Source organism: Spiractinospora alimapuensis (assembly GCF_018437505.1).
GTDB lineage: Bacteria > Actinomycetota > Actinomycetes > Streptosporangiales > Streptosporangiaceae > Spiractinospora > Spiractinospora alimapuensis.
The window spans coordinates 2,297,254-2,322,941 of sequence record NZ_CP072467.1 but is presented as its reverse complement, the minus strand read 5'-3'; the positions used below and the strand labels follow the sequence as shown (position 1 = coordinate 2,322,941).

Sequence of the window (25,688 nt, the reverse complement as noted above, 5' to 3'; positions counted from 1 at the left end):
CAGCCCGGCGTAGGGGCTGATCGTCGCGAACCCCTGACGCTGGCAGGCGGCGCGGGCCAGTGCGAACAGCCACGCGGGGAAGTCTCCGGGGTCACTGAGCCTGCGGATCTCGCTGGCCGCGGTAAGGAACGCCTCGCTGATCGCGGCGCTGGCACCGCTGAGCTCGGGATCGCCGTGCCGGCGTTCCCTGATGTGGCCCGGACCGACCAACGCCCAGCAGTACTGGTACAACGGAGCTGCCGCGGCGTCGTAGCACGCGGAGGCTCCGTGACCCTGACGCAACTGAGCGTAGAGGTCGGCGCCGGCTTCCCGCGCGATGGCGATGGGCCGCCGTTGTCCGCTCATGCCGGATCCTCAAGGGGAGAACGCGCCTGTCGTGTCCACGGGGAGTGACGAGGCGGGAATTGACTGCGGACAATTCTCGCAGAAAACAGACCACAAGGTAATAGCCCTGTGGCGGGGTTGTCCCCTGACTCTCCGTGGTGACGTCGCGGGCTGAATCACCGAGTCGCCGATGGGTCGGGGTGCTCAGTCGTGGCACGCGGGCGTCGCCCGGGGGGGGGCGTCGCGTCCCGAGCCCCGAGAGGACGGGCGGTCCGGTTTGAGTTCTTGAGACGCAAATTCCGAGTGAGCCTAGCATGGGGGCATACGGACGTATCGATGGGAGGCACGGCACCGTTGGACACGTCGGAGCACGGGGCAGTGAACGCGGCACCAGAGGCCTGCGCACACGAGGTGCTCGCGGTGGTGTTACAGGTCCGCGCCGGTGAACTGGCCGTTCTGCTGTGGCGTCGCGGTCGGGCGCCGTTCGACGGATATTGGGCGTTGCCCGGCGGCCGTCTGGGTCCGAACGAGGGACTCGGGGAGTCGGTGCGGCGGCAGTTGGCGCAGAAGGTCGACGTACGCGACCTGTCGCACCTGGAGCAGTTGGAGACGCGTGGCGACCCCGGCCGCAGTCCCGACGCGCGGGTCCTGGCCACCGGGTATCTCGGCCTCGTCCCCGCCGACGTCGACCCGGTGATCCCCGAGGACACGCGCTGGCATCCCGCCGCGGAGCTGCCGCCGATGGCGTATGACCACGACGCGCTGGTCGCCTCCGGGTGCCGGCGGCTCCGGTCCAAACTCTCCTACACCAACCTCGGCTTCGCGCTCGCGCCGTCGGAGTTCACCATGACTGAGCTGTCGCACTACTACCGGCTCGCGCTCGGGCACGACGTGGGTGTGACCAACCTCCGCCGGGTGTTGCTGCGCCGTGGTCAGATCGAGGAGCTTGGCCGTACGGTGCCCTCCGGGCGCTCCGGTGGTCGTCCCGCGGCGCTCTTCCGGTTCCGTGCCCGCGAACTGGAGATCACCGACCCGTTCGCCGTCCTGCGGCCGCCCCGGGGTTAGGGTTGATGTCCCGCGTCGTCCGGGAGGGTGGCCCTCTGGCGGTGGCGACGAGGACCTGGGCAGGTGATATGTCGTGAATTGTCCCCCTGGTAGCGTCTTGTGATGTGGCCATTCGCAGCGTGGTGTTCGACGTCGGTGAGACGCTCATCGACGAGAGCCGAATCTTCCAGCGGTGGGCGGAGCGGTTGGGCGTCCCACGGTTGTCGTTCCTCGGCACGCTCGGCGCTGTGCTGCACAACGGTGGCTCGCCCACGGACGCGATCCGGCTGGTGCGTCCCGACGTCGAACGCCTGGACGTCGAGATCGCCGCGTGGCGCAGGGACGAACCCGATTCCCTGACGACGGGCTTCGATTCCGACGACCTCTATCCCGACGTCCGGCCCACCCTGGACGCGCTGCGCGCCCAGGGGCTGTCCCTGATCATCGCGGGCAACCAGCCGAGCGAGGCCGGTCCCGCCCTCGCCGCGATGCGCCTGCCCGTCGACTCGATCCACGTGTCCGAGGACTGGGGTGTCGAGAAACCGGATCCTCGGTTCTTCGAGCGCGTCCGGGACGTGGCGGGTGTCACGTCCGAAGAGATCCTCTATGTGGGGGATCGACTCGACAACGACGTGATTCCGGGTAAGGCTGCGGGTATGCGAACGGTGCTGCTACGGCGTGGCCCGTTCGGCTACCTCCACAGCGAACAGCCGGAGGCGAAGCTCGCCGATGTCATTCTTGACGGTCTCGACGGGCTTCCGGCCTTCATCGCGCACGGGAACTGACTCCAACCCCCCGACATCCACCCATGGCATCCCAACACCGGTCAGGTCACAACCTTCGATCGTGCGGCCCGAAACGCCCCATTTGTGCTTGCGGTGCCCTGAGCACCGGACTACGGTAGCCCGATGTCGAAAGTATGTATGACTCGCGGCCTCTCCGCGGCGGGGCCGCCACCACGGCGTCCTCACCGTGGTGTGAGCGCACGCCGGTGGCACGTGGAGCATTGAGGACACATCATGATCAGCTTCGCCGACGTGACGAAGCGGTATCCCGGAGGCGCGATCGCGGTCTCCGACCTTGACTTGGAAATCCCGAGCGGCCGCACGACCGTCTTGGTCGGACCCTCCGGCTGCGGGAAGACCACCACCCTACGAATGATCAACCGTATGGTGGAGCCGACCTCGGGTTCCATCACCATCGACGGGGTCGACGTCAGGTCCCAGGACCCTCCGGTGCTGCGCCGCTCCATCGGATACGTGATCCAACAGGCTGGCCTCTTCCCTCACCGAACGATCCTCGACAACGTCGCCACGGTCCCCCTGCTGCTGGGAACCCCGCGCCGACAGGCTCGGAGCCGCGCCCAGGAGTTGATGGAACTCGTCGGACTGAGCCCCGACCTCGCCCGGCGGTACCCGCACCAGCTCTCCGGCGGACAGCAGCAACGAGTGGGTGTCGCCCGCGCGCTCGCCGCCGACCCGCCCGTGCTGCTGATGGACGAGCCGTTCAGCGCGGTCGACCCCGTCGTGCGGGCGAGTCTGCAGGAGGAGCTGCTGCGCCTGCAGAACGAGCTGCACAAGACCATCGTGTTCGTGACCCATGACATCGACGAAGCCGTGCGCATCGGGGACCAGATCGCCGTCTTTCGTCCCGGTGGGGTGCTCGCGCAGGTCGACTCACCCGTGCACCTGCTCGCCAGCCCGCGGGACGAGTTCGTGGAGCGGTTCGTCGGCTACGACCGTGGCGTCCGTCGCCTGTCCTTCTTCGCGGCGCGGGACCTGGACCTGGACAGCCGCGCGGTCGTCACCGCCGACTCCGACGTCGCGGCGGCGCGACGGTTGAGTGACGCCGGCGAGCCGTGGCTGCTCGTCGTGGACGACGAGCGTCGGCCATTGGGATGGGTGAGCGCCGAGACCCTCGCCGTCGAGAGTGGCATCCGCCCCGTCGGCGAGCTCCCGTTGGAGAGCTACGGTCACATCTTCCACGTGGAGACCGACTCCCTGCGGGCGGCGCTCGATTCCGCGGTGCTGTCCCCGGCGGGGCGCGCGGTCGGCGTGGACGCGCAGGAGCGAGTTGTCGGGATCGTCGCCCAGGCCGACCTCGGATCGGCCATCTGGTCGGTCGGGAACTCCGCCGACAAGACCCTCGTGGCGCCCGATACCGAGTCACACCAGGAGGGCGGCGGCACTACCCATGGGTGACGGGCCACTGATCCGCTGGGACTGGATCGCGCGCAACTGGGACACCAAAGTCCTGGCGAGCCTCATCGAACACCTGCAACTGTCGCTGATTCCGTTGGCGATCGGCCTGGTCGTGGCGCTGCTGCTGGGCATCGCCTCCGCCCGCTGGCCACGCCTCTATCCGCCGGTGTTGACCTCGGTCAACGTCGTGTACGCGGTGCCGTCACTGGCCCTGTTCTTCCTGCTGCTTCCCTACACGGGCTTCAGCCTGTGGACCGCGATCATCCCCCTGGCCTTGTACTCCCTGGCGATCCTCGTCCCCAACGTCGTGGACGGACTCAACCAGGTTCCCGACCACGTCCGCCGCGCCGCGACGGCGATGGGCTATGGTCCGCTGCGCCGGTTGCTGACGGTGGAGCTCCCCGTCGCCGTCCCCGTCCTCATCGCCGGCCTGCGCGTCGCGGCGGTCGCGACGATCAGCATGGTGAGCGTCGCGGCGTTGGTCGGCCTCGGCGGCCTCGGCCAGCTCATCCTCACCGACGGGTTCCGGCGCCAGTTCCCGACCCCGATCATCGTGGGGATCACGCTGACCGTCGTGCTGGCGTTCGTGGTCGACGCGTTGCTGGTGCTGCTGCAGCGCTGGCTCACCCCCTGGGCGCGGGACACCCCCACCCCCGGTGTCCGGACGCGTGAGGAGGACGCGGCGTGAACTTCGTCCAGATCTCGATCGACTGGTTCAGTCAGCCCGAACACTGGACCGGCCCCTCCGGCGTCCCCGTCCGCCTGGCGGAGCACGCCGGGTACTCAGGCCTCGCCCTGTTCCTCGCCGCGCTGATCGCCGTTCCGGTCGGGCTGGTCACCGGGCACACCGGGCGAGGTGGTTTCACCGCGGCCAGCGCCGCCAACTTCGCTCGGGCCCTGCCCACGATGGGTGTCCTCTTCCTCGTGGTCCTGCTCGCGGGAATCGGTCTGGTGCCCGTCATGGTGGCGCTGGTCGCGCTCGCGGTGCCCCCGATCCTCGTCAACACCTACGAGGGGGTGCGCGGCGTCGAACCCCGGCTGAGGGACGCGGCGGTCGGGATGGGGATGCGGGGCTGGGAGGTCCTGTTTCGTCTGGAGCTCCCGGTCGCGCTGCCGCTCGTCCTGCTCGGGGTGCGTACCGCGGCCATTCAGGTGGTCTCCACCGCGACCATCGCCGCCTACGTCGGGATCGGCGGCCTCGGCCGGTTCATCGTGGACGGCCAGGCACGCCGCGAGTTCGACATGGTGATCGCCGGATCCATTCTCGTGGTCGCGCTCGCCATGGTCGTGATCGCGGCGTCGGCGATCGCCCGGCGCACCCTCGTCGCGCCCGGCCTCCGAGTCCGACAGCCCTCCGGAACCTGACGCGGCCCCAATGGGGGGTGCCGCCCACTCATCGTCGAGCAAGAGGAGAAACAACGTGCGTACGAACCCCGCACCAAGGCTGGGCGCGGTCGCCGCGGGAGCGGCGTCCCTGGCCCTCATATCCGCATGTGGTGGTGAGGATCCGTTCGAGGAGGACGGGGAGCCCGCCGGCGACGGAGACCAGGTGGTGGTCGGATCCTCCGACTTCCCGGAGAGCACCCTGCTGGGCAACATCTACGCCCAGGCGCTGGAGGCCGCCGGGGTCGAGGTGGACACCCGGTTCGACATCGGCAGCCGAGAGGTCTACTTCGACCAGATCACGTCGGGGGAGCTCTCGGTGTTCCCTGAGTACAACGGCGGCATCCTCTTCCACCTCGACTCCGAGGCCGAGGCCGGCGACACCGAGGAGACCAACGCCGAGGTCGAGGAACTCCTGCCCGACGAGCTGGAGATCCTCGACTCCTCACCGGCGGAGAACAAGGACTCTCTGACCGTGCGCGCCGACACCGCCGACGAGGAGGGGTTGACGGCGATCCCGGATTTGGAGCCCCTCGCCGAGGACTACACGCTGGGCGGCCCGGCCGAGTTCGAGTCGCGGCCCCAGGGGGTGCCCGGGCTGGAGGCGACCTACGGGCTCACCTTCGGTGAGTTCTCGGCGTTGGAGACGGCGATCATCCCGCAGGCGCTCACGGAGAATGACGTGCAGGTCGCGAACCTCTTCACCACCGATCCCGCCATCACCATCAACGACTTCGTGGTGCTGGACGACCCGGAGAACCTGTTCGGGTCGCAGAACGTGACACCGCTCGTGAACGCGGACAGTGTCGACGACACCGTGCGGGAGACCCTGAACGAGGTCTCGGCGCAGCTGACCACGGAGGATCTGACGGCGCTCAACGAGCGGGTCAGCATCGACCACGACGACCCCGACGCGGTGGCCGCCGACTGGCTGGAGTCCGTCGGTCTCGACTGAGCCCAGCCTCACCCGCCACCGCGGTACGGGATCAGTCGGCGCTCCGGCTGGTCCCGTCGTCGTCCTGGCCGCTCACGCGAACCGGTCGGCGAACTCCACCAGCGACTCACACACCAGGTCCGGCTCCCACCGGCTCTCCACGGCCTGGTCCCGGGTGGTGACCCCGGTGAGGACGAGGGCGGAGCGCATCCCCGCCTCGTGCGCCATCCGCATGTCAGTGCTGACGCGGTCCCCGATCATCCAGCAGTGCTCGGGAGGCAGTCCCAACCGGCTGGTGGCGGCCCGTGCCATGGTCGCCGCGGGCTTGCCGACGACGATGTCGATCGGCCGGCCGAGCCCCGCCTCCAGCGCCGCGATCTGCATCCCGCAGTCAGGGACCTCGCCGTGCTCCACGGGGCAGGTCACGTCAGGGTTGGTGGCGGCCACGTAGGCGCCGCGCCGCGCCGCCTGGAACACCGCGTCCAGGGTGGCGTAGTCGAAGGACCGGTCCCACCCCATGGCGACGGCGGCCGCCTCGGACCAGTCGGTCGTGGTGTGGAGTCCCGCCGCGGCGAGTGCCTCGAACAGGGGTGCCTCCCCAACCGCCAGGACGCGGTCCGTGGGGGACAGACGCTCCGCCAGGTGGTCGGCCAGGACGGCGTTCACGGTGACCAGGTCGTCCTCGGTGGCCCGCACGCCCAGGTGAGTCAGCTTGTCGACGTAGTCCTTGGGCCGGGCGACGGACTTGTTCGTCGCGAACACGACCCCGAACCCCGCCGCACGCAACCGACCCAGGGCCTCGTCGACTCCTGGTATCAGCGACTCCCCGAGGTAGACAGTGCCATCCAGGTCAACTACAAGGCCACCCATCGTGCTCCGATCCGCTCACGGGGGCAACGGGTCGCCCGTGCCCCAGTCTCACCAGGGCAGGTCATCGTATCCACGCCCGACGGTCCCTTTCCTGCGGGGGGCGCCAGTCATAACGCTCTGACCCGGCACGATGCTTCCACGACGTAACCGACGGATCACGGATCCGACAGAACCCCGCCCGCCGAGCACCACCACCGGCCCGGCACCCTCAGCGACTGTGCTGGTCAACACGACAGAGGGGACGTAATTGGACAATGGTTCGTTGCGGGCACGTAACGACTGCTCATGAACCTCGTTCGTCACGCGATCCGGGGGGACGCGCTGCCGGCGTTCGCGTTCAGGCGAGAACGGCGTGTACGTGGGCGTCGTCACCGCCGACGTACACCACACCATCGGCGACCGTCGGTGATGACCAGATGGCGCTGCCGACCTGTGTTCGCCACATCGCGACGCCTTCGTCCGCCCCCACCGCATAAAGACCACCGGCGCGGGTACCGACATAGACCACGCCGTCCGTCACCGCCACGGCGGCGGATGTCACCGCTTCATCGGTGCGGACTCGCCACCGCTCGTCTCAGGTGTCGACATCCACGGCGTGCAGGTGCCGATCGGCGCTGCCCACGTGCACCACACCCGACGCGACGGTCGGCCGCCACCCGGCGCCCTCGGTTTCCAGACACCAGACGATCTCGCCGCCGTTCACGTCGACGGCGGGGATGTTGGGTCGGAGCCGCCGTGGGCCCTGAGGACGCCTTCATTGTCCACGACGGTGAGGATTCCTACTGGAGCCGCTGACCAGCCACTCGCGCCGCGCCACACACCGGACCCCCGCCATTTCCCGTACGCGCGGGCGCTTCCGACTCCGGTCGGCGGAGCGAGAGTGCTCCGCCGATCCGGTGACCGTCGGCGATCACTCCTCGTCGTCCGACGAGTCCTCCGCGTCGGAGTCCGTGGAGTCGTCCTCCTCGTCCTCCTCGTCCTCCTCGTCGTCCTCGTCGGCGACGTCCTCCGCGTTCGGGATGTCCTCGAGGTCGTCGGGGAGTTCGTCCCACGGGTAGCCGAGCTCGAGGTCGTCGTCGATGGCGACGTACTCGGTGCGCACCTCGACCGGGCCGCGGGTGTAGAAGCTGCGGATCGGGTGGCCGTTCTCGTCGATCCGCACCTGGAAGTCGGTGGTCTCGGTGGCGCGGACGGGGGCACCGTCGGCGTCCCGCTCGCCGTTGGGGACCTGCACGTCGAAACTGCCGGTGTAGACGACGGTGTCGACGCCGCCCTCCTGCTCCTCGATGTGGACCCGGAGATCGTCCGCCTCGGCCATCCGCTGTAGCGGGGCGATCAGCTCCTCCGCGGTGTAGGGAGCGGGGCCGGGGAAGTCACGGGAGAGCCCGACGTCCTCGGGATCGCGAACCCACTCCTCCTCGCCCGGGTCGTACTCCAACAGTTCACCGTCCGCCGTGGAGACGTAGCTCGGTTCCTCGTCGTCGGCGACGATTCCCGCCACGAACGTCGGCTCGGGAGACGCCGTGAACTGCTGTGTGATCACCCGTGTCTCGAGATCGGAGTCGTCGTCGATGGGGCGTTCCTGCGTCTCCGCCTCGAAGGTGTCAGCGTTGAGCAGCGTCTCGGACGCCTCGAACACGATCTCCCGCGGCTCGGGACCCTCGTCCTCCGGGGCGTCCGGCTGTCCCGGGGCGGCCGATTCCTCCTCGGTGAGGCGGTCGTAGGCCAGATAGCCGCCGACACCGAGGACGGCCAGTACGACCAGCACGATCACGGTGATCAGTAACGCGCGCAACGGGCGACGGCGGCGGGTCCGTCCACCGCTCGTGTCACCGGCAACGGCCTCGGAAGCGGCCGTCGCCGAGCCCTGGGCCGCCGCGCGGGCCCACGCGGCCGGGTCGTGACCCGCCGCGTCGAACACCGTCCACGTGAGGGCGAGCTGCCCACGCAGCGCCCCCTTCAGGGCGGTGCGCGACTGCGCTCCCTGCTCCGAGTCACCGGTCATCCGCGCGAGTGTGACGCGAAGCAGCTCCTCCGGCGCGGGGCGCGAGCGCGGGTCCTTGGCGAGCGCGCTCGTGACGAGGTCGCGTAGGGCTGCGGGGAGGCCAGCGAGGTCCGGCTCCTCCTCGACGATCCGGCGGCGCAGCTCCACGGTGCCGCCCGCGCCGAACGGTTCCCGCCCGGTCGCGGCGAACGCCATGACCGCGCCCCACGAGAAGACGTCTCCCGCGGCGGCGGCCGCGCTGTCTCCGCCGGCCTCCGGAGCGGACCACCCCGGAGTCCCGTCGTCGGTCTGTGTGGAGGCGGCGCCGATGCCCACCACGCGCGGTCCGTCCGGTGCGAGGATCACGGTCTCCGGCGACACGGCCCGGTGGACGACTCCCGCCGCGTGGATCGCGGTCAGTGCCTCCGCCGTGCCGGCGGCCAGGCACATGAGGGTGGAGTCCGACAGCGGACCGGTGGTGCGGACGACGTGGCCGAGCGTGTTCCCGGCGACGAAGTCGGTCGCCATCCACGGGGTGAGGCCGTCGGGCTCCGCCGCCCGGACGCGGGGAACGCACACGCCGTCGATGCCGCGCAGCCGCGCGACCTCCCGCCCGAGGAGCTCCCGTGCGGCGACCCCGGTGCTGGGGTCGGGGTCGATGGTCGTCACGATGACGCAGCGACCAGCGGCGTCGACGCCGCCGTAGGCCGACCCCATCCCTCCGGAGCCGAGCCGTCCCACGATGGCGTACGGCCCGATGGTCGCGGGGTCACCCGCGGCCAACGGGGCCAGCTCTGCCGGAACCCCGCCGGGTCCGGTGGGAGCATGCGCGTCGTTCGCCACGCTCAAGACGTTCCTCCAGGTCTCGGTTCGATCACGACGTTCCATAGTGCCGCGCGTCGTCAAAACCGACAAGGTGGTGCTCATCTCCCCAGACCGCTTCGCCCCGTGACCGGGTGTGTGAGCGGGGTGGTGGAGGTTTGCTCAGTGTAGGACCCTCCTCGGCGTGCCGTGACCCGGTCTGTCCGTTCCGTGTCAGCCGCGAGGTGTGATCGGGCTCAGGTGCAGGTCTCGAGGCCCTCGGAGTATCCGGTGCGCGTGTCGTAGCAGATCCCCACCGCCGGGTAGGGGCCGCTGCCCTCGGTCGAACCCGTGTAGGTGAGCAGTCCGGCGCCGGGCGCGGTCGGGAACACCAGTTCGTAGGTGACGCTGGCGCCGTCCACCGTCTGCGTCGAACGGGCCGGATCCGGGCGGATCACACCGTTGGGTGTGTGGATGGCGAACTCCTCGACGGAGACGTGTCCGGGGTTGCTCCCGGAGAAGGTCCGCGACCCACTGATGCGTAGTTCGTCACCCGAGGTCAGAGGAAGGTCCAGACAGTCCGACGGAGGGCTGGACTCGGCGGTGGCCTCACGGGTGAGTTGGGCGCCCTCGTCGAACAGGCACCCCGGCCCGAGCTCCGAGCGCAATCTGAGGTCGGCCGCGTATCCGTCCAGTTGGGCGGAGTTCTGCGCCTCCGGAGGCCACGGTGGATCCCCGTTCCCGTCCGTGCCCTCCTCAGGGGTGGAGTTGTCCTCGCCCTCGGCGGACGCGTCGCCCTCCGGCGGCGAGGTGTCGGAACCCGGCGACTCTTCCTCGCGCTCGCTCCCCGGCGAGGCCGGAGCCCGCTCGTCGCTGTCGGGGTCCCCACCCCCGGCGACAGGGTCCTCCTCATCCGAAGAACCCAGCGGGAGCACGCGGTACAGGGCGTATCCGCCACCGACCAATACCAGTGCCAAAACAGCCGCGAGCACCGCACCGACCACCCGTGGCCTGCGTCGACGTGGCGGAGAGCCGCCCTCGGGGCGAGAGCTCGGGGCGCTCGCCGCAGCGGATCCCGCGTCCGCGCTGTGGTCGGTACCGGTGGGGGCGCTGTTCACGCCGGCGACCGCTGCGTCGCCACCCGACCCGGGGGTGGCTTCGGGCACCCGACCGTCCTCGGCGGCCCCACCGTCCCTCGCGGAGGTCGTGACCGCAGTGGAGAACAACCCCGTGATGCCCGCGTCGTCGGTCGGTGGTGGCGATTCGTCACGTCGCGAGGTGGCCGTTCGATCGGCCCCGGCGCCGTCGGTCGTGTCCGCGTCCCGGTTGTGAGTGTCGGGAGTGGCCGCATCGGGGTCACCCGCGGCGGGTGGACGCGCCGCCGGAGTCCCGCCGCCTCGACCCTGGTCGTGAGCGGAGTCTTCCGGCGCGGGCCGGGGTGAACGGGCGAACGCGGCGGTCACGTCCGAATCTGCGTCCCCCGGGCTTGGGTGGCCCCCGACGGTCCCAGGGACCGGGGTCCCCGTGGGCGAAAGGGCATCCGCCCCACCGGATTCGGGGTCCCCGTCGGCGCTGGCCGCTGATCCAGTGCCCACGGCGTCGGCGGCGAACACTCCGGTGACGTCGGCGTCGCGCGACGCCCCACCGGAGGCGGCGGAGGTGCAGGCGTCGGAAGGGGACGTGGCCGGCGCGGACGGGGAGAGGGGAGGGGCCGGGGCAGAGTCACGCTCCCCAGCGGTGGGGGTGGTGCCCGTCGGGTCGGACCGTCGCGGGGCGGTGTTCACTCCGGTGGTGCCCGCGTCGCCGGCCGGTGGGGTGTGAACCGCTGTCCCGGACCACTCCGAGGATCCACGGCGCGCCGCCGTGTCCGCGTCCGTGGACGGTCGCGCGCTGGGCCGTGCCTCCGCCACGCCACCGTCTCGACCGTCGTTCTCGGCGCGATCGCGGTCATCAGTGGCGGAGTGGGGAGTCGCCCCAGCCGACGCCGCCGCCAGTGTGTCGCGTCGTGGAGCGCTGATGCGATGGTTCTCGTCGGTGTCGGTGTCGGTGTCGGTGTCGGTGTCGGTGTCGGTGTCGGTGTCGGCGGCACCACCAGCGCCGGACGGCTCCGAGCGGGTGAACGCGGTGGTCGCGTCGGGGTCTGGCTCCTCGGTGCTCGAACTGTCCTCGGGGGCTCCCGCCCCCGAGCTCCGCGGGGCGGTGTTCACTCCGGTGGTGGCCGCGTCAACCGTCATGCCGGTGGTCTCGGTGTCGAGATCGTCGACGGAGTCACGGTCCTCGCTGGCGAGAGCCCACTGTCGGGGATCGTGCGGGCGCGGGGCGATGCCCTCCCAGTCGCGGGCGAGCAGGGCGCGTAGGCGTGCGTCCGGGGCGGCGGCCGTGCTCGGGTGGGCGTCGTTGATCTCGCTGAGCAGGGTGCGCAGCACTGTGCTGGCGTGCGGTCGGTCCTCCGGATCCTTGGCGAGGGCCCAGCGCAGGGTGAACCGCAGTGCGTCGGGTACCCCAGCGAGGTCTGGATCGGAGTTCAGGACGCGGTGCCGAAGCTCCTTCGCGGTTCCGGAACCGAAAGGGGGACGGCCGGTGGCGGCGGTGGCCACGACGCAGGCCCAGCCGAAGACGTCGGCCTCGGGGCCTGGGGTCGCTCCGGCGTAGCCCTCGGGAAACACCCAGCCGGAGCGTCCGACCGGGCGGCCGGCCGTGGCGAGACCGAAGTCCACGAGAGCGGGGCCGTCCGCGGTGAGGACCGCGTTGTCGGGCTTGACGTCGCGATGAGCCATTCCCGCCGCGTGGAACGCGGAGAGCGCCTCAGCGAGGCCGGAGGCGAACGACAACAGGGAGTCGCCGGAGAGCGGGCCGAGCTCGCGGAGGTGCTCGTTCAGGGTGCGGCCCGGGGCGTAGCGAGTGGCCACCCACGGGGATCCGGCGTGGGGATCCGCCGCGAGCACCGGGGTGGTGCACACCCCGCTCACCCGGCGGAGACGTTCTACGTCGTGCGGAAAGTCCGCCCGAAAGGCGCTGTCCTGGGCGTGCTCTGGCCGGACGATCTTCACGGCGACGCTCTGCCCGTCCAGGTCCAACCCGCCGTACACGACGCCGCTCCAGCCGGCTCCCAGCCGACCGGCGATCCGATAGACCCCGACGGTACGGGGGTCGTCGTCGTGTGGTGAGTAGAGCTCGGGTGGCCGGGAACCGCCTCCGTGTGCACGGGCCCATGCGGAGCTGGTGTGGTCACCGGTCACAGGGGCCTCCGGGCGATTCTTCGCGATTGGGACCCATCCTTCCCACCAGCCCCGCTTCCGTCGAGGCCTTGACCGCCCCCGGCCAGTTCCATCAGTGAAGGAACCGTCCCGCCGGTGGACGCGTCATGGGCCATCGTCGTCGCAGGTCACCTTGTTGGTGGGGTGTCCGGGGTGTCGTGGCGCTCCTGGGCCGCCTGGACGGCCGGCGCGACACGGGTGATCCACTCCGTCAGCTCGGCGAGGTGTGCGACTCCCTCACGCCCTATCGCCGTCAGGTCGTAGGACACGCTCGGTGGGACGGTGGGGGTCACCGTGCGGTCCAGCAGGCCGTCGCGGGTGAGGACCCGGAGGTTCTGGGAGAGCATCTTCTCGCTGACGCCGTCGATACGGTCCCGTAGCTGGTGGAAACGCAGCGGTCCGCCCCGAAGCGCGAGGAGGACGAGCACGGCCCAGCGGCTGGTGATGTGGTTCAGTACCTCGCGCGCCGGACAGTCACTGTCGAATACGTCACGTCCCTTGGCCTCTACCTGGTCACCAACGGTCATGCCCGGAGCTTACCCATAGGTATGTCCTTACTGTTCGTTAGCTGTATCCCTACGATCAGCGACATGTTCATCGACATCTGGTCCGACCTCGTCTGCCCCTGGTGCGCGATCGGGGAGAGCAACCTGCGTGCGGCTCTGGCGCGCTTTCCCCACCACGAACACGTCCAGGTCCGTCCACACAGCTTCGAGCTGGACCCGAACGCGAGCACGGAGCCGGGCCTCACCCTCCCCGAACGACATCGTCGGGATCTCGGTGTCACGGCCGAGCGGGCGAGAAGGAATATCGCGATGGTGACCGAGCAGGCCCGGGCCGCCGGGCTCCACTACGACCTAAGCCGCGCTCGTCCGGTGAACAGCTTCGACGCGCACCGAGTGATGAAGCTGGGGGAGTCGGTGGGTCTGGGACAGCGCGTGCGTCACCGACTCATGACCGCGTACACCGCCGAGGGAGCCGTACTCTCCGACCACGGAACGCTGGTGCGTCTCGCCGCCGAGTGCGGCTTGGACCCCCATCGCGTACGAGCCACCCTCGACAGCGCCGACTTCGCGTCGGAGGTCCGCGCCGACGAGAAGGAAGCCCGGCTTCTGGGCATCAGCGGGGTCCCGACCTTCGTGATCGACGGACGGCACTCGGTCGCGGGCGGGTTTCGCCCCGACGCCTTCCGCAAGCTCTTGGACGAGGCGTGGTCGGAGGGTCCGACGGACTCGGCGGCTGGTGGGACCTGCCGCCTCGACGGAGCGTGCTGATCGGAACCGGTGAGGCGCGGTACCCCGTCGGAACGCCAGGTGGCGGTGGGGAGCGCGGGGGGAGCTACGTGGGGTCGCCGCAACACGCGACGTAGGCCCGACCCGACTCACACCAGCAGGGCGAGCTCCCGCTGGGGGGCCAGGGGACGCCCAGTCCGCGTTCCGCGAGGTCGTTCAGGTAGAACTCCTGCGTGCCGACCTGATCGCGGTCCCCGCGCGGTAGGTTTCGCACCAGACGCATCTCGGCCAGGGTCAGGGGCACGAGCTGGCGGAACCGGGTGCCACCCGACTGGGCCAGGGAGCGCCAGGTGCGCTCCTGCCAGTCGTGGTAGGTCTCGGGGGTCTCCTCCGGCCCGAGCATGTCCTCCGCGTCGGGGCGGGCCACCTCGCTGCGCGGGAGGAACGGTGTGAGCACGACCTCGCTCTCCTCCACCGCTTCGGACTCCCCGTCGGGCGCGCGTTGGGCGAGTTCCTCCATGAAGAGCTCGAGGTCCAGGTCGTCAGGTGGGTGACCCATGCGGGCCCGGAGCGAACTACGCCCCTGGCCCGCCAGGATCCGGTCCTCGTGGTCGGGTCCGTCCAGCGGACACTCCAGGAAGAGGGCCCGCTCGTACCAGTCCAGGGCGCGTTCGTCGTCGGGGACGCCCAGCCAGAACTCCGCGATCTCCACCGCGAGGTGCACCGCGTCGACGCCGTCCCACAGCACGTGGAACTCCCGTTCGGCCTGGCGCTGCATTCCCTGCTCCCACTGGGTCGCCGCGCGGAAGAACCGGGCGCTGAGGGCGACGGAGTGGTCGGCCTCGGCGATGAGCCGGTCGCACAGCTTCACCGTGAGCGCTTCGGGATCGGCGAGGCCGGCCTCGCTGGCGGTGTCGCGAAACATGGTCAGACTCGTCACCGTGATGCGCGGGTCTGTCCACGCCATTCGGCGTTCGTGGGCAAGGCGCGCCATCAACCGGCGGAAGTGCGCCGATTCCTGCTCCATCCCGGGAGAATAGCGCCGCCGTGTTGGGTTGTCCGAGATTTACGGGATACGTCCGTTCCTGGATCAGTTCAAGACATCCACAAGTATCGGAAAAGTCGATCCGAAATCAGGCCCGACGACGTTCACGGACTTCACGGGCAGCGAGGCCGTGACGGTGGAGCACCTAGACTGAAACCCGGCCGCATCGGACGGCCCCTATCCCACAACTGATCAGGATCAGCTCGCATGCCCAACTCCGCCTCCGCACACCGCGAGGACATCCGCAACGTCGCCATCGTTGCTCACGTCGACCACGGCAAGACGACTCTGGTCGACGCGATGCTGTGGCAGTCCGGGGTGTTCCGAGCCAACCAGGACGTGGACGCCCGCGTCATGGACTCCGAGGACCTGGAGCGTGAGAAGGGCATCACGATCCTGGCGAAGAACACGGCCATTCGGTACCGCCCGCCCGAGGCGACGGACGAGGAAAGCGACGTCGTCATCAACATCATCGACACCCCGGGCCACGCCGACTTCGGTGGCGAGGTCGAGCGTGGCCTGTCCATGGTGGACGGCGTGGTGCTCCTCGTGGACGCGAGCGAGGGCCCGCTGCCCCAGACCCGGTTCGTGCTGCGCAAGGCGCTGGCCGCGAAGCTCCCGGTCATCCTGGTGATCAATAAGGTGGACCGGCCGGACAGTCGGATCTCCGAGGTCGTGGACGCCACCTACGAGCTGTTCCTCGACCTCGACGCCGCCGAGGACCAGATCGACTTCCCGATCGTCTACGCCTGCGCGATCGACGGCAAGGCCTCCCTGGAGCAGCCCGCGGACGCCACCGCCCCGGACAGCGAGAACCTCCAGCCGCTGTTCCAGGCGATCCTGGACACGATCCCCGCTCCGGAGTACACCCCGGGCGCGCCGCTCCAGGCCCACGTGACCAACCTCGACGCCTCGCCGTTCCTGGGCCGCATCGCGTTGTGCCGCGTCCACCAGGGGACGATCCGCAAGGGTCAGCAGGTGGCCTGGTGCAAGACCGACGGCAGCGTCGACCGGGTGAAGATCAGCGAGCTGCTGATGACCGACGCGCTGGAGCGCAAGCCCGCGGCGGAGGCCGGACCGGGCGACATCATCGCCATCGCCGGGATCTCCGACATCATGATCGGCGAGACCCTCGCCGACCCGGAGGACCCGCGTCCACTGCCCGGCATCACGGTCGACGAGCCGGCGATCTCCATGGTCATCGGCACCAACACCTCGCCGCTGGCCGGACGGGAGAAGGGCACCAAGGTCACCGCCCGCCTGGTGAAGGAGCGACTGGACCGTGAGCTCGTCGGCAACGTGAGCCTGCGCGTGAACCCCACCGACCGCCCCGACGCCTGGGAGGTGCAGGGCCGTGGTGAACTCGCGCTGGCGATCCTGGTGGAGACCATGCGGCGGGAGAACTACGAGCTCACCGTCGGCAAGCCGCGCGTGGTCACCCGGACGATCAACGGCAAGGTGCACGAGCCGGTGGAGCGTCTCACCGTCGACCTCCCCGAGGAGTACCTCGGGGCGATCACGCAGTTGTTGAGCGTGCGCAAGGGCCGGATGGAACAGATGACCAACCACGGCACCGGATGGGTCCGGATGGACTGGCTCGTCCCGTCGCGGGGGTTGATCGGGTTCCGCACCGAGTTCCTCACCGAGTCCCGCGGGACCGGGATCGCCCACCACGTGTTCGAGAACTTCGAGCCGTGGTTCGGCGAGTTGCGGACCCGCGCCACCGGTTCGCTCGTCGCGGACCGCACGGGGCAGGCCACCACGTTCGCCATGTTCAACCTCCAGGAGCGGGGCACCATGTTCGTGCCGCCCGCCACCGAGGTCTACGAGGGCATGATCGTGGGGGAGAACTCGCGCGCCGACGACATGGACGTGAACATCACCAAGGAGAAGAAGCTGACGAACATGCGTTCGTCCACCGGTGAGGAACTGGAGCGGCTCATCCCGCCCCGGGCGCTGTCGCTGGAGCAGGCGCTGGAGTTCTGCCGTGAGGACGAGTGCGTCGAGGTCACGCCCGCCTCGATCCGCATGCGCAAGGTCGTCCTCGACCACAAAGAGCGGGCGCGCCGCACCGCCCACGCCAAGCGCTCCTGAGCGGGTCCTCCCCGCGGCGAGAGTGGCCAGGGGCGTGGACGTGAGGGGGTGGGGGTCCCGGCCGGGACCCCCACCCCCTCACGCGTATCAGGCGTCGCCGCCGGCGCGCTTGGTGTTGGGAACCATGGGGGTGTCGGCGCCCTGGCGGACGCCGATCTTGTCGCCGAGCCAGACCAGTGGGTCGTACTTGCGGTCGGCGACGCGTTCCTTCAGCGGGATCAACGCGTTGTCGGTGATCTTGATGTGCTCGGGGCAGACCTCGGTGCAGCACTTCGTGATGTTGCAGTAGCCCATCCCGAAGTCCTCCTGGGCGGCCTTGCGCCGGTCCGCCGTGTCCTCCGGGTGCATCTCGAGTTCGGCCACCCGCATGAGGAACCGTGGGCCGGAGAAGTTCTCCTTGTTGTCGTCATGGTCCCGAATCACGTGGCAGACGTTCTGGCACAGGAAGCACTCGATGCACTTGCGGAACTCCTGCGACCGCTCCACGTCCGTCTGGGACATGCGGAAGTCGCCCGGCTCGGTCTCGGGGTCGGGCGTGAAGGACGGGATCTGACGCGCCTTGACGTAGTTGTAGGACACGTCGCACACCAGGTCGCGGATCACGGGGAAGGTCCGCATCGGTGTGACGGTGATCTCCTCGTCGGACTCGAACACGCTCATGCGGGTCATACAGGACAGGCGTGGCCTGCCGTTGATCTCGACCGAGCAGGAGCCGCACTTGCCCGCCTTGCAGTTCCAGCGCACGGCTAGGTCCGAGGCCTGGGTGGCCTGGATTCGGTGAAGGACGTCGAGTACCACCTCCCCCTCGTTGACCTCGACCTTGAACTCCTCCAAGGAACCCGCTCCGGCGTCCCCTCGCCACACGTGGAAGGTTCTGATGCTCACTTGTCGTCCTCCTTGGGGTGGGTCGCGGCGGCGGCCTGTTCGGCGACGCGGTCGGGGAGTTCCGCCGGCGTGAGGGACTTGATCAGCTCGCCCGCCTCGAACAGGTCGAGGAGTTCCTCCCGCAGCGGGTCCAGTGGCTGGGTGCGCAGCTCCACCGTGTCGTCCTTGAGTCGGCAGACGAGGTTGACCTTGCGCCACTCGGGGTCGGCCTTACGGAAGTCGTCCCGGGTGTGGCCGCCACGGCTCTCCTCGCGCATCAGGGCCGCGCGCGCCACCGTCTCCGAGACCAGCAGCATGTTGCGCAGATCCAGTGCGATATGCCAGCCGGGGTTGTAGGCGCGTTCACCGGGAGACCGGACATCCTCGGCGCGCTTCTTCAGGTCGGCCAGCCTCTCCAGAGCCCGGCGCAGTTCCTCGCCCGTGCGGATGATGCCGACGAGGCTGTTCATGACCTGCTGCAGCTCGTGGTGCACCTCGTAGGGGTTCTCGCCCGACTCACGCGTGAGGGGCGCCTGCGCGGTGTCGGCGAGGGCGGGCAGGTCGGCCTCGGGCGGCGTGGGTCGATGGTCCCCCAGCTCGTCAACGTACGCGGCGGCCCCCGAGCCGCTGCGTTGCCCGAAGACCAACAGGTCGGACAGGGAGTTGCCGCCGAGCCGGTTGGAGCCGTGCATCCCGCCGGAGACCTCGCCCGCGGCGAAGAGCCCCGGAATCACCGTGGCGCCGGTGTCAGCGTCCACCTCGACCCCGCCCATCACGTAGTGGCAGGTCGGGCCGACCTCCATCGGCTCCTTCGTGATGTCCACGTCCGCCAGCTCCTTGAACTGGTGGTGCATGGACGGCAGCTTGCGCACGATGTCGTCGGCCGACAGCCGGGTGGAGACATCGAGGAACACCCCACCGTGGGGGGAACCGCGCCCCGCCTTCACCTCACTGTTGATCGCCCGCGCCACCTCGTCACGGGGGAGAAGCTCCGGAGGCCGGCGGTTGTTCTGCTGGTCGGTGTACCACCGGTCGGCCTCCTCCTCCGTGGTGGCGTACTGGTCGGCGAACAGCTCAGGGATGTAGTCGAACATGAAGCGCTTGTTCTCGGAGTTGCGCAGCACCCCGCCGTCGCCGCGCACCGACTCGGTGACCAGGAGGCCCTTCACCGAGGGAGGCCACACCATGCCGGTGGGATGGAACTGGACGAACTCCATGTTCAGCAGGGTCGCCCCCGCGCGCAACGCCAAGGCGTGACCGTCGCCGGTGTACTCCCAGGAGTTGGACGTGACCTGGAAGGACTTGCCGATCCCTCCCGTGGCGAGCACGACCGCCGGGGCCTCGAACAGCACGAACTGCCCGGTCTCGCGGACGTAGCCGAACGCGCCCGCGATTCGTTCACCGTCCTTCACCAGCTCGGTGACCGTGGTTTCGGCGAAGACCTTCACCATCGCCTCGGGGTCGCCGTGCTCGACGGCGTCCTGCTGCTGCAACTGCACGATGCGCTGCTGGAGGGTGCGGATCATCTCCAGGCCGGTTCGGTCACCGACGTGGGCGAGCCGGGGGTACTCGTGGCCACCGAAGTTGCGCTGGCTGATCTTCCCGTCCTTCGTCCGGTCGAACAGCGCACCCCAGTACTCGAGTTCCTTCACCCGGTCGGGGGACTCCTTGGCGTGCAGCTCCGCCATCCGCGGGTTGTTCATGAACTTCCCGCCACGGATGGTGTCGCGGAAGTGCACCCGCCAACTGTCGTTGGAGTTGACGTTGCCCATCGCGGCGGCGGCACCGCCCTCGGCCATGACGGTGTGGGCCTTGCCGAAGAGGGACTTGGAGATGATGGCGGTGCGCTTGCCGCGATGGCGCGCTTCGATGGCGGCTCGGAGGCCAGCGCCGCCAGCGCCCACGACCACGACGTCGAACGCGTGGCGGGCGATTTCAGGGGCAGACATGAGTGGGGTTCCTTCACACGAATTCGGACGCGCCGACGACCTGCGCGAGAGGTTCACCGCTGTCGCGGTCGCCGCCGGCCGCGCTTTCGTTGGCTAATTGTCGCGGCGGCTCGGTGCGCTCAGTTGAAGATGCGCAGATCGGTGATGGTGCCGCTGGCGACGAGCGCGACGTAGAGGTCGGTGAGCATCAGGGTTCCCAGCGTGATCCAGGCGAACTGCATATGGCGCGTGTTCAGCCGGGAGATCTGGGTCCACAGGCGATAGCGCACCGGATGTGAACCGAAACCGCGCAACCGGCCGCCCATCACGTGCCGGCAGGAGTGACAACTGATGGTGTAGCACCACAGCAGGATCACGTTCCCCAGCAGCACGAGGTTTCCGACGCCGATCCCGAATCCGCCGTTCGTCCCGTGCGCGAGGGCGATCAACGCGTCATAGGTGTTGAGAACCGCGATCGCGAAGGCGACATAGAAGAAGTATCGATGGCTGTTCTGCAGGACCAGCGGAAAACGCGTCTCGCCGGAGTACTTGCCGTGGGGTTCCCGCACCGCGCACGCGGTCGGCGACTGCCACACCGAGCGGTAGTAAGCCTTGCGGTAGTAGTAGCAGGTGAACCGGAACAGCAGCAGGAACGGGAGACTCACCAAGGCGTAGGGGATGAACCAGGGGAACGCCCAGGGCAATGTGCCGAACACCGAGGACCCCTCGACGCACGTGGCGCTGAGACACGGGGAGTAGAACGGCGTCAGGTAGTGATAGTCCGAAACGAAGTAGTAGTCCTGTTGGAACACCCGCACCGTGGAATAGGTGAGGAAGGTGGCGAATCCCAACACCGTGAGGATTGGGCCTACTCGCCAGCGGTCCTTCCGGAATGTGCGGGAACTGATCTGGGCGCGGCTCTTGGTGGGCGGCGCAACGGTCGCGGTCATTGTCGCGGGATCTCCATCTCCGCTGTGGCGTCTACCGGTGGTGGATGGTGACGGCGCGGAAAACCGGCAGCGCAGCAGGGTTAAACATTCGACGGCAACATGCTTGAGACGACACGTTAAGCCCGCGTGATCACGAATTAACCACGAGATTCGGGCAACCCGGATGTGAAAAATGCCACGCTAGTGCGGTTGTTTGTGCAGGTTGCGGGGCTATTGTGGTAATTGGTGCCGCTTGCTGCATTTTGGGAGATTTGCGAGTTTTGTCGGAAATTGAATCCGGTAATTCAGTGAAGGCTATCCTTCATTACTGGCGTTGATCATATGTGGTCGGGCGGGGTCTCACCGGGGGGCGTGGTCTCCAGGACCTCCAAGTCCGGGCCCAACTCGTCGGCGCCGAGGCGCGTCAGGTATCCCAGCAGGACGCGACGGAAGGTGCGCGCGGCGTGCGGCGGCTCGACGTCCTTGCGGTGCGCGAGCCCGATCGTGCGCACCAGACGTGGATGATCCAGTGGCGTCCCGCGCAGGGCCGGACGCGCCTTGAGCACCATGCTCGGTACCACCGCCCACCCCAGTCCCGTCTCCACGAACCGCAGGACGGCGTCCATCTCTCCGCCCTCGACCGCGGCCGTCGGTTCGAAACCCGCCGAACGGCACGCCTGGAGGGTTGTCTCCCGCAGGTCGTAGCCATGACGAAACATCACCAGTGGGCGGTCCCGCAGGTCGCTGATGCTCAACGGGGACGCGTTCACCGACGGGGCGGGCCGGTCGACGGCGCTCGCCACGACGAGGCCCTCGCGCAGGATCGGTTGGGTGGACAGGGCGGGATCGTTGCTCTGCAGCGGCAGGACGATCAGGGCCAGGTCCAGTTCTCCGTTGGCCAGCTCCCGCACCAGGTCCCGCGATCCGCCCTCCTCGATCAGGAGCTCCACCCCGGGGTACTCGTCGTGGAACTGGGCGAGCGCGTCGGCGAGCAGGCCGCTGCACAGGCTCGGGGTCGCCCCGAGTCGCACCCGTCCGCGGCGCATACCGGCCAGCTCCTGCACCTCGTGCCGCGCCGTATCCATGTCGGCGAGGATCCGCTGGGCGAGCGGGAGCAGTGCCTCACCCGCCGGCGTGAGTGTGATGTTTCCCCGGGCGCGGCGGAACAGGGACGCGCCGAGCTCCTCCTCGAGGTTGCGCACCTGACGGCTCAGCGACGGCTGCGCGACCTGACACAACTCCGCTGCCTGGGTGAAGTGGCGGGTTCTCGCCACGGCGAGGAAGTACGTGAGCTGCTGGAACTGCATGCTCCATAGCTTAAAGCTATGGTCATAAGTGATTCCATGTCTTGGACGTTGCTGTTTATCACGGCCTACATTGCTGGTCGTGGCGAATGCAACTGTGTCGAGGCAGCGATCCTCGGCGTTGAGGTCAACGGTGGCGATGAAGGCCATCATGGCGGTGTCCGGGTTGGCGATGGCCGCCTGGCTGATCCTGCACATGGTGGGCAACCTCAAGATCTTCGAGGGCCAGGAGGGGTTCGACAACTACTCCGCGTGGCTCAGGGAACTGGGGTACCCGGCGCTGCCGCATGAGGGCGCGCTGTGGATCATGCGGGTGGTCCTGCTGGCCGCGATCCTCGCGCACATCTACACCGCGGCGGTCCTGACGATCCGCGACCGGCGCGCGCGCCCGGTGCGGTACCAGAGCACCAAGCGGGTTCAGCGCACCTACGCGTCCTACACGCTGCGCTGGGGCGGGGTCCTGCTCGCACTGTTCATCGTGTACCACCTCCTGCACCTGACCGCGAACGTCATCCATCCGGGTGGCGCGTCGGACAGCCCCTACGAGCGCGTGGTGAACGGCTTCCAGATCTGGTGGGTGACCGGCTTCTACCTCCTCGCAGTGGCCGCCCTGGGGCTGCACCTGCGGCACGGGATCTGGAGCGCGCTCGCCACGCTCGGCTTCAACAACGCGCGCCGCGAGCGCGCGATCAGTCTCACGGCCACGGTTGTCGCGACCGCGCTGTTCGTCGGGTTCATCGTCCCGCCGCTGGCCGTGCTCATCGGGGTGGTGAACTAATGACCGACCTTTACACCGAGGGCGACCCGATCGCCGACACCAAGGCACCCGAGGGCCCGATCCAGGAACAGTGGGACAGCCGCCGGTTCTCGGCCAAGCTGGTCAACCCCGCCAACCGTCGGAAGCTCTCCGTGATCATCGTGGGGACGGGGCTCGCGGGAGCGTCGGCCGCGGCCACGCTGGGCGAGGCCGGGTACAACGTCACCTCGTTCTGCTACCAGGACTCGCCCCGCCGGGCGCACTCCATCGCCGCGCAGGGCGGTATCAACGCGGCGAAGAACTACCGTAACGACGGCGACAGCATCTACCGCCTGTTCTACGACACGGTCAAGGGCGGTGACTTCCGGTCGCGGGAGTCCAACGTCTACCGGTTGGCGCAGGTCAGCGTCGAGATCATCGACCAGTGCGTGGCCCAGGGCGTCCCCTTCGCCCGTGAGTACGGCGGGCTGTTGGACAACCGTTCGTTCGGTGGGGCGCAGGTCTCCCGCACGTTCTACGCGCGTGGGCAGACCGGGCAGCAGCTCCTCATCGGTGCCTACCAGGCGCTGGAGCGCCAGGTCGCGGCCGGCACCGTCCAGGTGCACAGCCGGCACGAGATGCTGGAACTGATCACGGTCGAGGGGCGGGCCCGCGGCGTCATCGTGCGGGACATGGTGACCGGGGAGATCGAGACGCACTTCGCGGACGCGGTCGTCCTGGCCACGGGTGGATACGGCAACGTGTTCTTCCTGTCCACCAACGCCATGGGCTGCAACGTCACCGCCTCCTGGCGGGCGCACCGCAAGGGCGCGATGTTCGCCAACCCCTGCTACACCCAGATCCACCCGACGTGTATCCCCGTCAGCGGCGAGCACCAGTCCAAGCTCACCCTCATGAGTGAGTCGCTGCGTAACGACGGTCGGGTGTGGGCGCCGAAGGAGATCGGCGACAACCGCGACCCGCGGGAGATCCCGGAGGACGAGCGCGACTACTACCTGGAGCGCATCTACCCGTCGTTCGGGAACCTGGTTCCGCGTGACATCGCGTCCCGCGCCGCGAAGAACGTGTGCGACGAGGGCCGCGGTGTCGGACCCGGCGGCCAGGGGGTCTACCTCGACTTCGCCGACGCCATCAAGCGGCTCGGCCGGCCTGCGGTGGAGGCCAAGTACGGCAACCTCTTCGACATGTACCAGCGCATCACCGGCGAGAACCCCTACGAGGTCCCGATGCGCATCTACCCCGCGGTGCACTACACCATGGGTGGCCTGTGGGTCGACTACGACCTGCAGAGCACCGTTCCGGGGCTGTTCGTCGTGGGCGAGGCCAATTTCTCCGACCACGGCGCGAACCGGCTCGGGGCGAGCGCGTTGATGCAGGGGCTCGCGGACGGATACTTCGTCCTGCCCAACACCATCAACGACTACCTCGCCTCCGGCCCCTTCGAGGCGCTCGACGACGAGCACCCCGAGGCGAAGGCGGCGTCGGACTCGGTCAAATCCCGCATCGAGAAGCTGCTCGCCGTCAACGGCAGCCGCACCGTCGACTCCTTCCACCGTGAGCTCGGCAAGCTGATGTGGGACTACTGCGGAATGGAACGGACGGACGAGGGGCTGCGCAAGGCCCTCGACCGGATCCGGGAGCTGCGCACCGAGTTCTGGGCGGACGTCAAGGTCACCGGCGTCAACGAGGAGCTCAACCAGGCGCTGGAACGCGCGGGCCGCGTCGCCGACTTCTTCGAGCTCGCCGAGCTGATGTGCATCGACGCGCTCCACCGTTCGGAGTCCGCGGGCGGACACTTCCGCGCCGAGAGCCAGACCCCAGAGGGCGAGGCGCTCCGCGACGACGAGAACTTCTCCTACGTCGCCGCATGGGAGTACACCGGTACGGGCGAGGCGCCGGTGCTGCACAAGGAAAACCTGGAATACGAGTACGTCAAGATGGTCCAGCGGAGCTACAAGTGAAGATCACCCTGCGCGTCTGGCGCCAGAAGGGTCCCAAGGACTCCGGACGCATGGTCGAGTACCGCCTGGACGACGTGTCCTCGGACATGTCCTTCCTCGAGGTGCTCGACGTCCTCAACGAGAAGCTCACCCTGGAGGGTGAGGACCCGGTCGCCTTCGACCACGACTGCCGCGAGGGCATCTGTGGCGCGTGCGGCGTCGTGATCAACGGGACCGCGCACGGCCCCGAGACCACGACCACGTGCCAGTTGCACATGCGCAGCTTCAAGGACGGCGACGTCATCGACGTGGAGCCGTGGCGGGCCAAGGCGTTCCCGGTGCTGAAGGACCTCGTGGTCGACCGCGGGGCCTTCGACCGCATCATCGAGGCCGGCGGTTACATCAGCGCCCCCACCGGAACGGCTCCCGACGCCCACGCGGTGCCGGTGCCCAAGGCCGACGCCGACTCCGCGTTCGACGCGGCGACCTGCATCGGCTGTGGCGCGTGTGTCGCCGCGTGCCCGAACGCCTCGGGGATGCTGTTCACCGCGGCCAAGGTCACCCACCTCGGCAAACTGCCTCAGGGGCAGCCCGAGCGCGCCGCCCGCGTCGTGTCGATGCTCAATCAGCACGACGAAGAGGACTTCGGCGGCTGCACGAACATCGGAGAGTGCGCCGCGGTGTGTCCCAAGGGCATCCCGCTGGAGACGATCGCCACGCTGAACCGTGACCTGCTGGGTTCCCTCGGCAAGGGCGCCTGAGGTATTGAGGTTCCCTCCGATGTGCCGGGCGTGCCC

At 68.9% G+C, this 25,688-nt stretch carries 21 protein-coding genes and 1 pseudogene; 11 read left to right on the top strand and 11 right to left on the bottom strand.

The genetic code is table 11. The annotated features are described in order from the left end of the window. The first annotated feature begins 660 nt into the window (after positions 1–660). The 6 genes from J4H86_RS10565 to J4H86_RS10540 all read left to right on the top strand — a co-directional run bounded on the left by J4H86_RS10565 (position 661) and on the right by J4H86_RS10540 (position 5,907). Positions 661–1,389: an NUDIX hydrolase gene (locus J4H86_RS10565; RefSeq protein ID WP_236543334.1), complete on the top strand. Its 729-nt coding sequence runs from the start codon at positions 661–663 to the stop codon at positions 1,387–1,389. 104 nt (positions 1,390–1,493) lie between these two features. After that, positions 1,494–2,153 carry an HAD family hydrolase gene (locus J4H86_RS10560; protein ID WP_236543333.1) on the top strand — a complete coding sequence of 220 codons (660 nt, stop codon included), beginning with the start codon at positions 1,494–1,496 and terminating at the stop codon, positions 2,151–2,153. 234 nt (positions 2,154–2,387) lie between these two features. Beyond that, on the top strand, positions 2,388–3,569 hold the full coding sequence (locus J4H86_RS10555) for an ABC transporter ATP-binding protein (RefSeq protein WP_236543332.1): 1,182 nt from the start codon (positions 2,388–2,390) through the stop codon (positions 3,567–3,569). Continuing rightward, complete coding sequence (locus tag J4H86_RS10550; protein WP_236543331.1) at positions 3,562–4,257, top strand: ABC transporter permease; 696 nt, start codon at positions 3,562–3,564, stop codon at positions 4,255–4,257. The genes J4H86_RS10555 and J4H86_RS10550 overlap by 8 nt, the downstream gene beginning before the upstream one ends. Further along, positions 4,254–4,934 (top strand): ABC transporter permease, encoded by a 681-nt coding sequence (locus tag J4H86_RS10545; RefSeq protein WP_236543330.1) that lies wholly within the window; start codon positions 4,254–4,256, stop codon positions 4,932–4,934. Before J4H86_RS10550 ends, J4H86_RS10545 begins: the two co-directional genes overlap by 4 nt. A 55-nt stretch (positions 4,935–4,989) precedes the next feature. Continuing rightward, a complete protein-coding gene (locus J4H86_RS10540) occupies positions 4,990–5,907 on the top strand; it encodes an ABC transporter substrate-binding protein (RefSeq protein ID WP_236543329.1) in 918 nt (305 codons plus the stop codon). A 72-nt stretch (positions 5,908–5,979) separates the two neighbouring features. Here the strand turns inward: J4H86_RS10540 and J4H86_RS10535 are convergent, their stop codons facing one another. The 6 genes and pseudogenes from J4H86_RS10535 to J4H86_RS10510 form a co-directional block, all read right to left on the bottom strand. Beyond that, positions 5,980–6,756 (bottom strand): HAD-IIA family hydrolase, encoded by a 777-nt coding sequence (locus J4H86_RS10535; RefSeq protein ID WP_236543328.1) that lies wholly within the window; start codon positions 6,754–6,756, stop codon positions 5,980–5,982. Between the two features lie 337 nt (positions 6,757–7,093). Continuing rightward, positions 7,094–7,315: pseudogene (locus J4H86_RS10530) on the bottom strand (outer membrane protein assembly factor BamB family protein); the annotation flags it as partial. Between the two features lie 15 nt (positions 7,316–7,330). Next, positions 7,331–7,459 carry a PQQ-binding-like beta-propeller repeat protein gene (locus J4H86_RS10525; protein WP_236543326.1) on the bottom strand — a complete coding sequence of 43 codons (129 nt, stop codon included), beginning with the start codon at positions 7,457–7,459 and terminating at the stop codon, positions 7,331–7,333. A 207-nt stretch (positions 7,460–7,666) separates the two neighbouring features. Then, positions 7,667–9,583 carry a serine/threonine protein kinase gene (locus tag J4H86_RS10520; RefSeq protein ID WP_236543976.1) on the bottom strand — a complete coding sequence of 639 codons (1,917 nt, stop codon included), beginning with the start codon at positions 9,581–9,583 and terminating at the stop codon, positions 7,667–7,669. A gap of 215 nt (positions 9,584–9,798) precedes the next feature. After that, positions 9,799–12,780, bottom strand: a complete 2,982-nt coding sequence (locus J4H86_RS10515; RefSeq protein ID WP_236543325.1) for a serine/threonine protein kinase — start codon at positions 12,778–12,780, stop codon at positions 9,799–9,801. A gap of 146 nt (positions 12,781–12,926) precedes the next feature. Further along, positions 12,927–13,325, bottom strand: a complete 399-nt coding sequence (locus J4H86_RS10510; RefSeq protein WP_236543324.1) for a winged helix-turn-helix transcriptional regulator — start codon at positions 13,323–13,325, stop codon at positions 12,927–12,929. Between the two features lie 63 nt (positions 13,326–13,388). On the opposite strand from J4H86_RS10510, the gene J4H86_RS10505 reads away from it, so the two are divergent. After that, entirely contained in the window at positions 13,389–14,072 is a 684-nt protein-coding gene (locus J4H86_RS10505) for a DsbA family oxidoreductase (protein WP_236543323.1), read from the top strand. 64 nt (positions 14,073–14,136) lie between these two features. On the opposite strand, the gene J4H86_RS10500 is transcribed toward J4H86_RS10505, so the two are convergent. Beyond that, a complete protein-coding gene (locus J4H86_RS10500) occupies positions 14,137–15,057 on the bottom strand; it encodes an SEC-C domain-containing protein (RefSeq protein WP_236543322.1) in 921 nt (306 codons plus the stop codon). A 225-nt stretch (positions 15,058–15,282) separates the two neighbouring features. Between J4H86_RS10500 and typA the strand changes: the two genes are divergently transcribed. Next, entirely contained in the window at positions 15,283–17,169 is a 1,887-nt protein-coding gene (gene typA, locus J4H86_RS10495; protein WP_236543321.1) for a translational GTPase TypA, read from the top strand. An 87-nt stretch (positions 17,170–17,256) separates the two neighbouring features. Here the strand turns inward: typA and J4H86_RS10490 are convergent, their stop codons facing one another. The 4 genes from J4H86_RS10490 to J4H86_RS10475 form a co-directional block, all read right to left on the bottom strand. Continuing rightward, the gene (locus tag J4H86_RS10490) at positions 17,257–18,054 is read right to left on the bottom strand and encodes a succinate dehydrogenase/fumarate reductase iron-sulfur subunit (protein ID WP_236543320.1); all 798 of its coding nucleotides are present in this window, start codon (positions 18,052–18,054) and stop codon (positions 17,257–17,259) included. After that, complete coding sequence (locus tag J4H86_RS10485; protein WP_236543319.1) at positions 18,051–19,982, bottom strand: fumarate reductase/succinate dehydrogenase flavoprotein subunit; 1,932 nt, start codon at positions 19,980–19,982, stop codon at positions 18,051–18,053. Before J4H86_RS10485 ends, J4H86_RS10490 begins: the two co-directional genes overlap by 4 nt. Positions 19,983–20,101: 119 nt before the next feature. Then, on the bottom strand, positions 20,102–20,911 hold the full coding sequence (locus J4H86_RS10480; RefSeq protein ID WP_236543318.1) for a hypothetical protein: 810 nt from the start codon (positions 20,909–20,911) through the stop codon (positions 20,102–20,104). Between the two features lie 317 nt (positions 20,912–21,228). Continuing rightward, entirely contained in the window at positions 21,229–22,197 is a 969-nt protein-coding gene (locus J4H86_RS10475) for a LysR family transcriptional regulator (protein WP_236543317.1), read from the bottom strand. Positions 22,198–22,276: 79 nt separating this feature from the next. On the opposite strand from J4H86_RS10475, the gene J4H86_RS10470 reads away from it, so the two are divergent. Genes J4H86_RS10470 through J4H86_RS10460 form a run of 3 tightly spaced genes read left to right on the top strand, consistent with a single transcriptional unit; the run spans position 22,277 to position 25,652 of the window. Next, entirely contained in the window at positions 22,277–22,972 is a 696-nt protein-coding gene (locus J4H86_RS10470) for a succinate dehydrogenase cytochrome b subunit (RefSeq protein WP_236543316.1), read from the top strand. Further along, positions 22,972–24,912 carry a fumarate reductase/succinate dehydrogenase flavoprotein subunit gene (locus J4H86_RS10465; RefSeq protein ID WP_236543315.1) on the top strand — a complete coding sequence of 647 codons (1,941 nt, stop codon included), beginning with the start codon at positions 22,972–22,974 and terminating at the stop codon, positions 24,910–24,912. Before J4H86_RS10470 ends, J4H86_RS10465 begins: the two co-directional genes overlap by 1 nt. Then, on the top strand, positions 24,909–25,652 hold the full coding sequence (locus J4H86_RS10460) for a succinate dehydrogenase/fumarate reductase iron-sulfur subunit (RefSeq protein WP_236543314.1): 744 nt from the start codon (positions 24,909–24,911) through the stop codon (positions 25,650–25,652). Before J4H86_RS10465 ends, J4H86_RS10460 begins: the two co-directional genes overlap by 4 nt. Positions 25,653–25,688 lie beyond the last annotated feature (36 nt).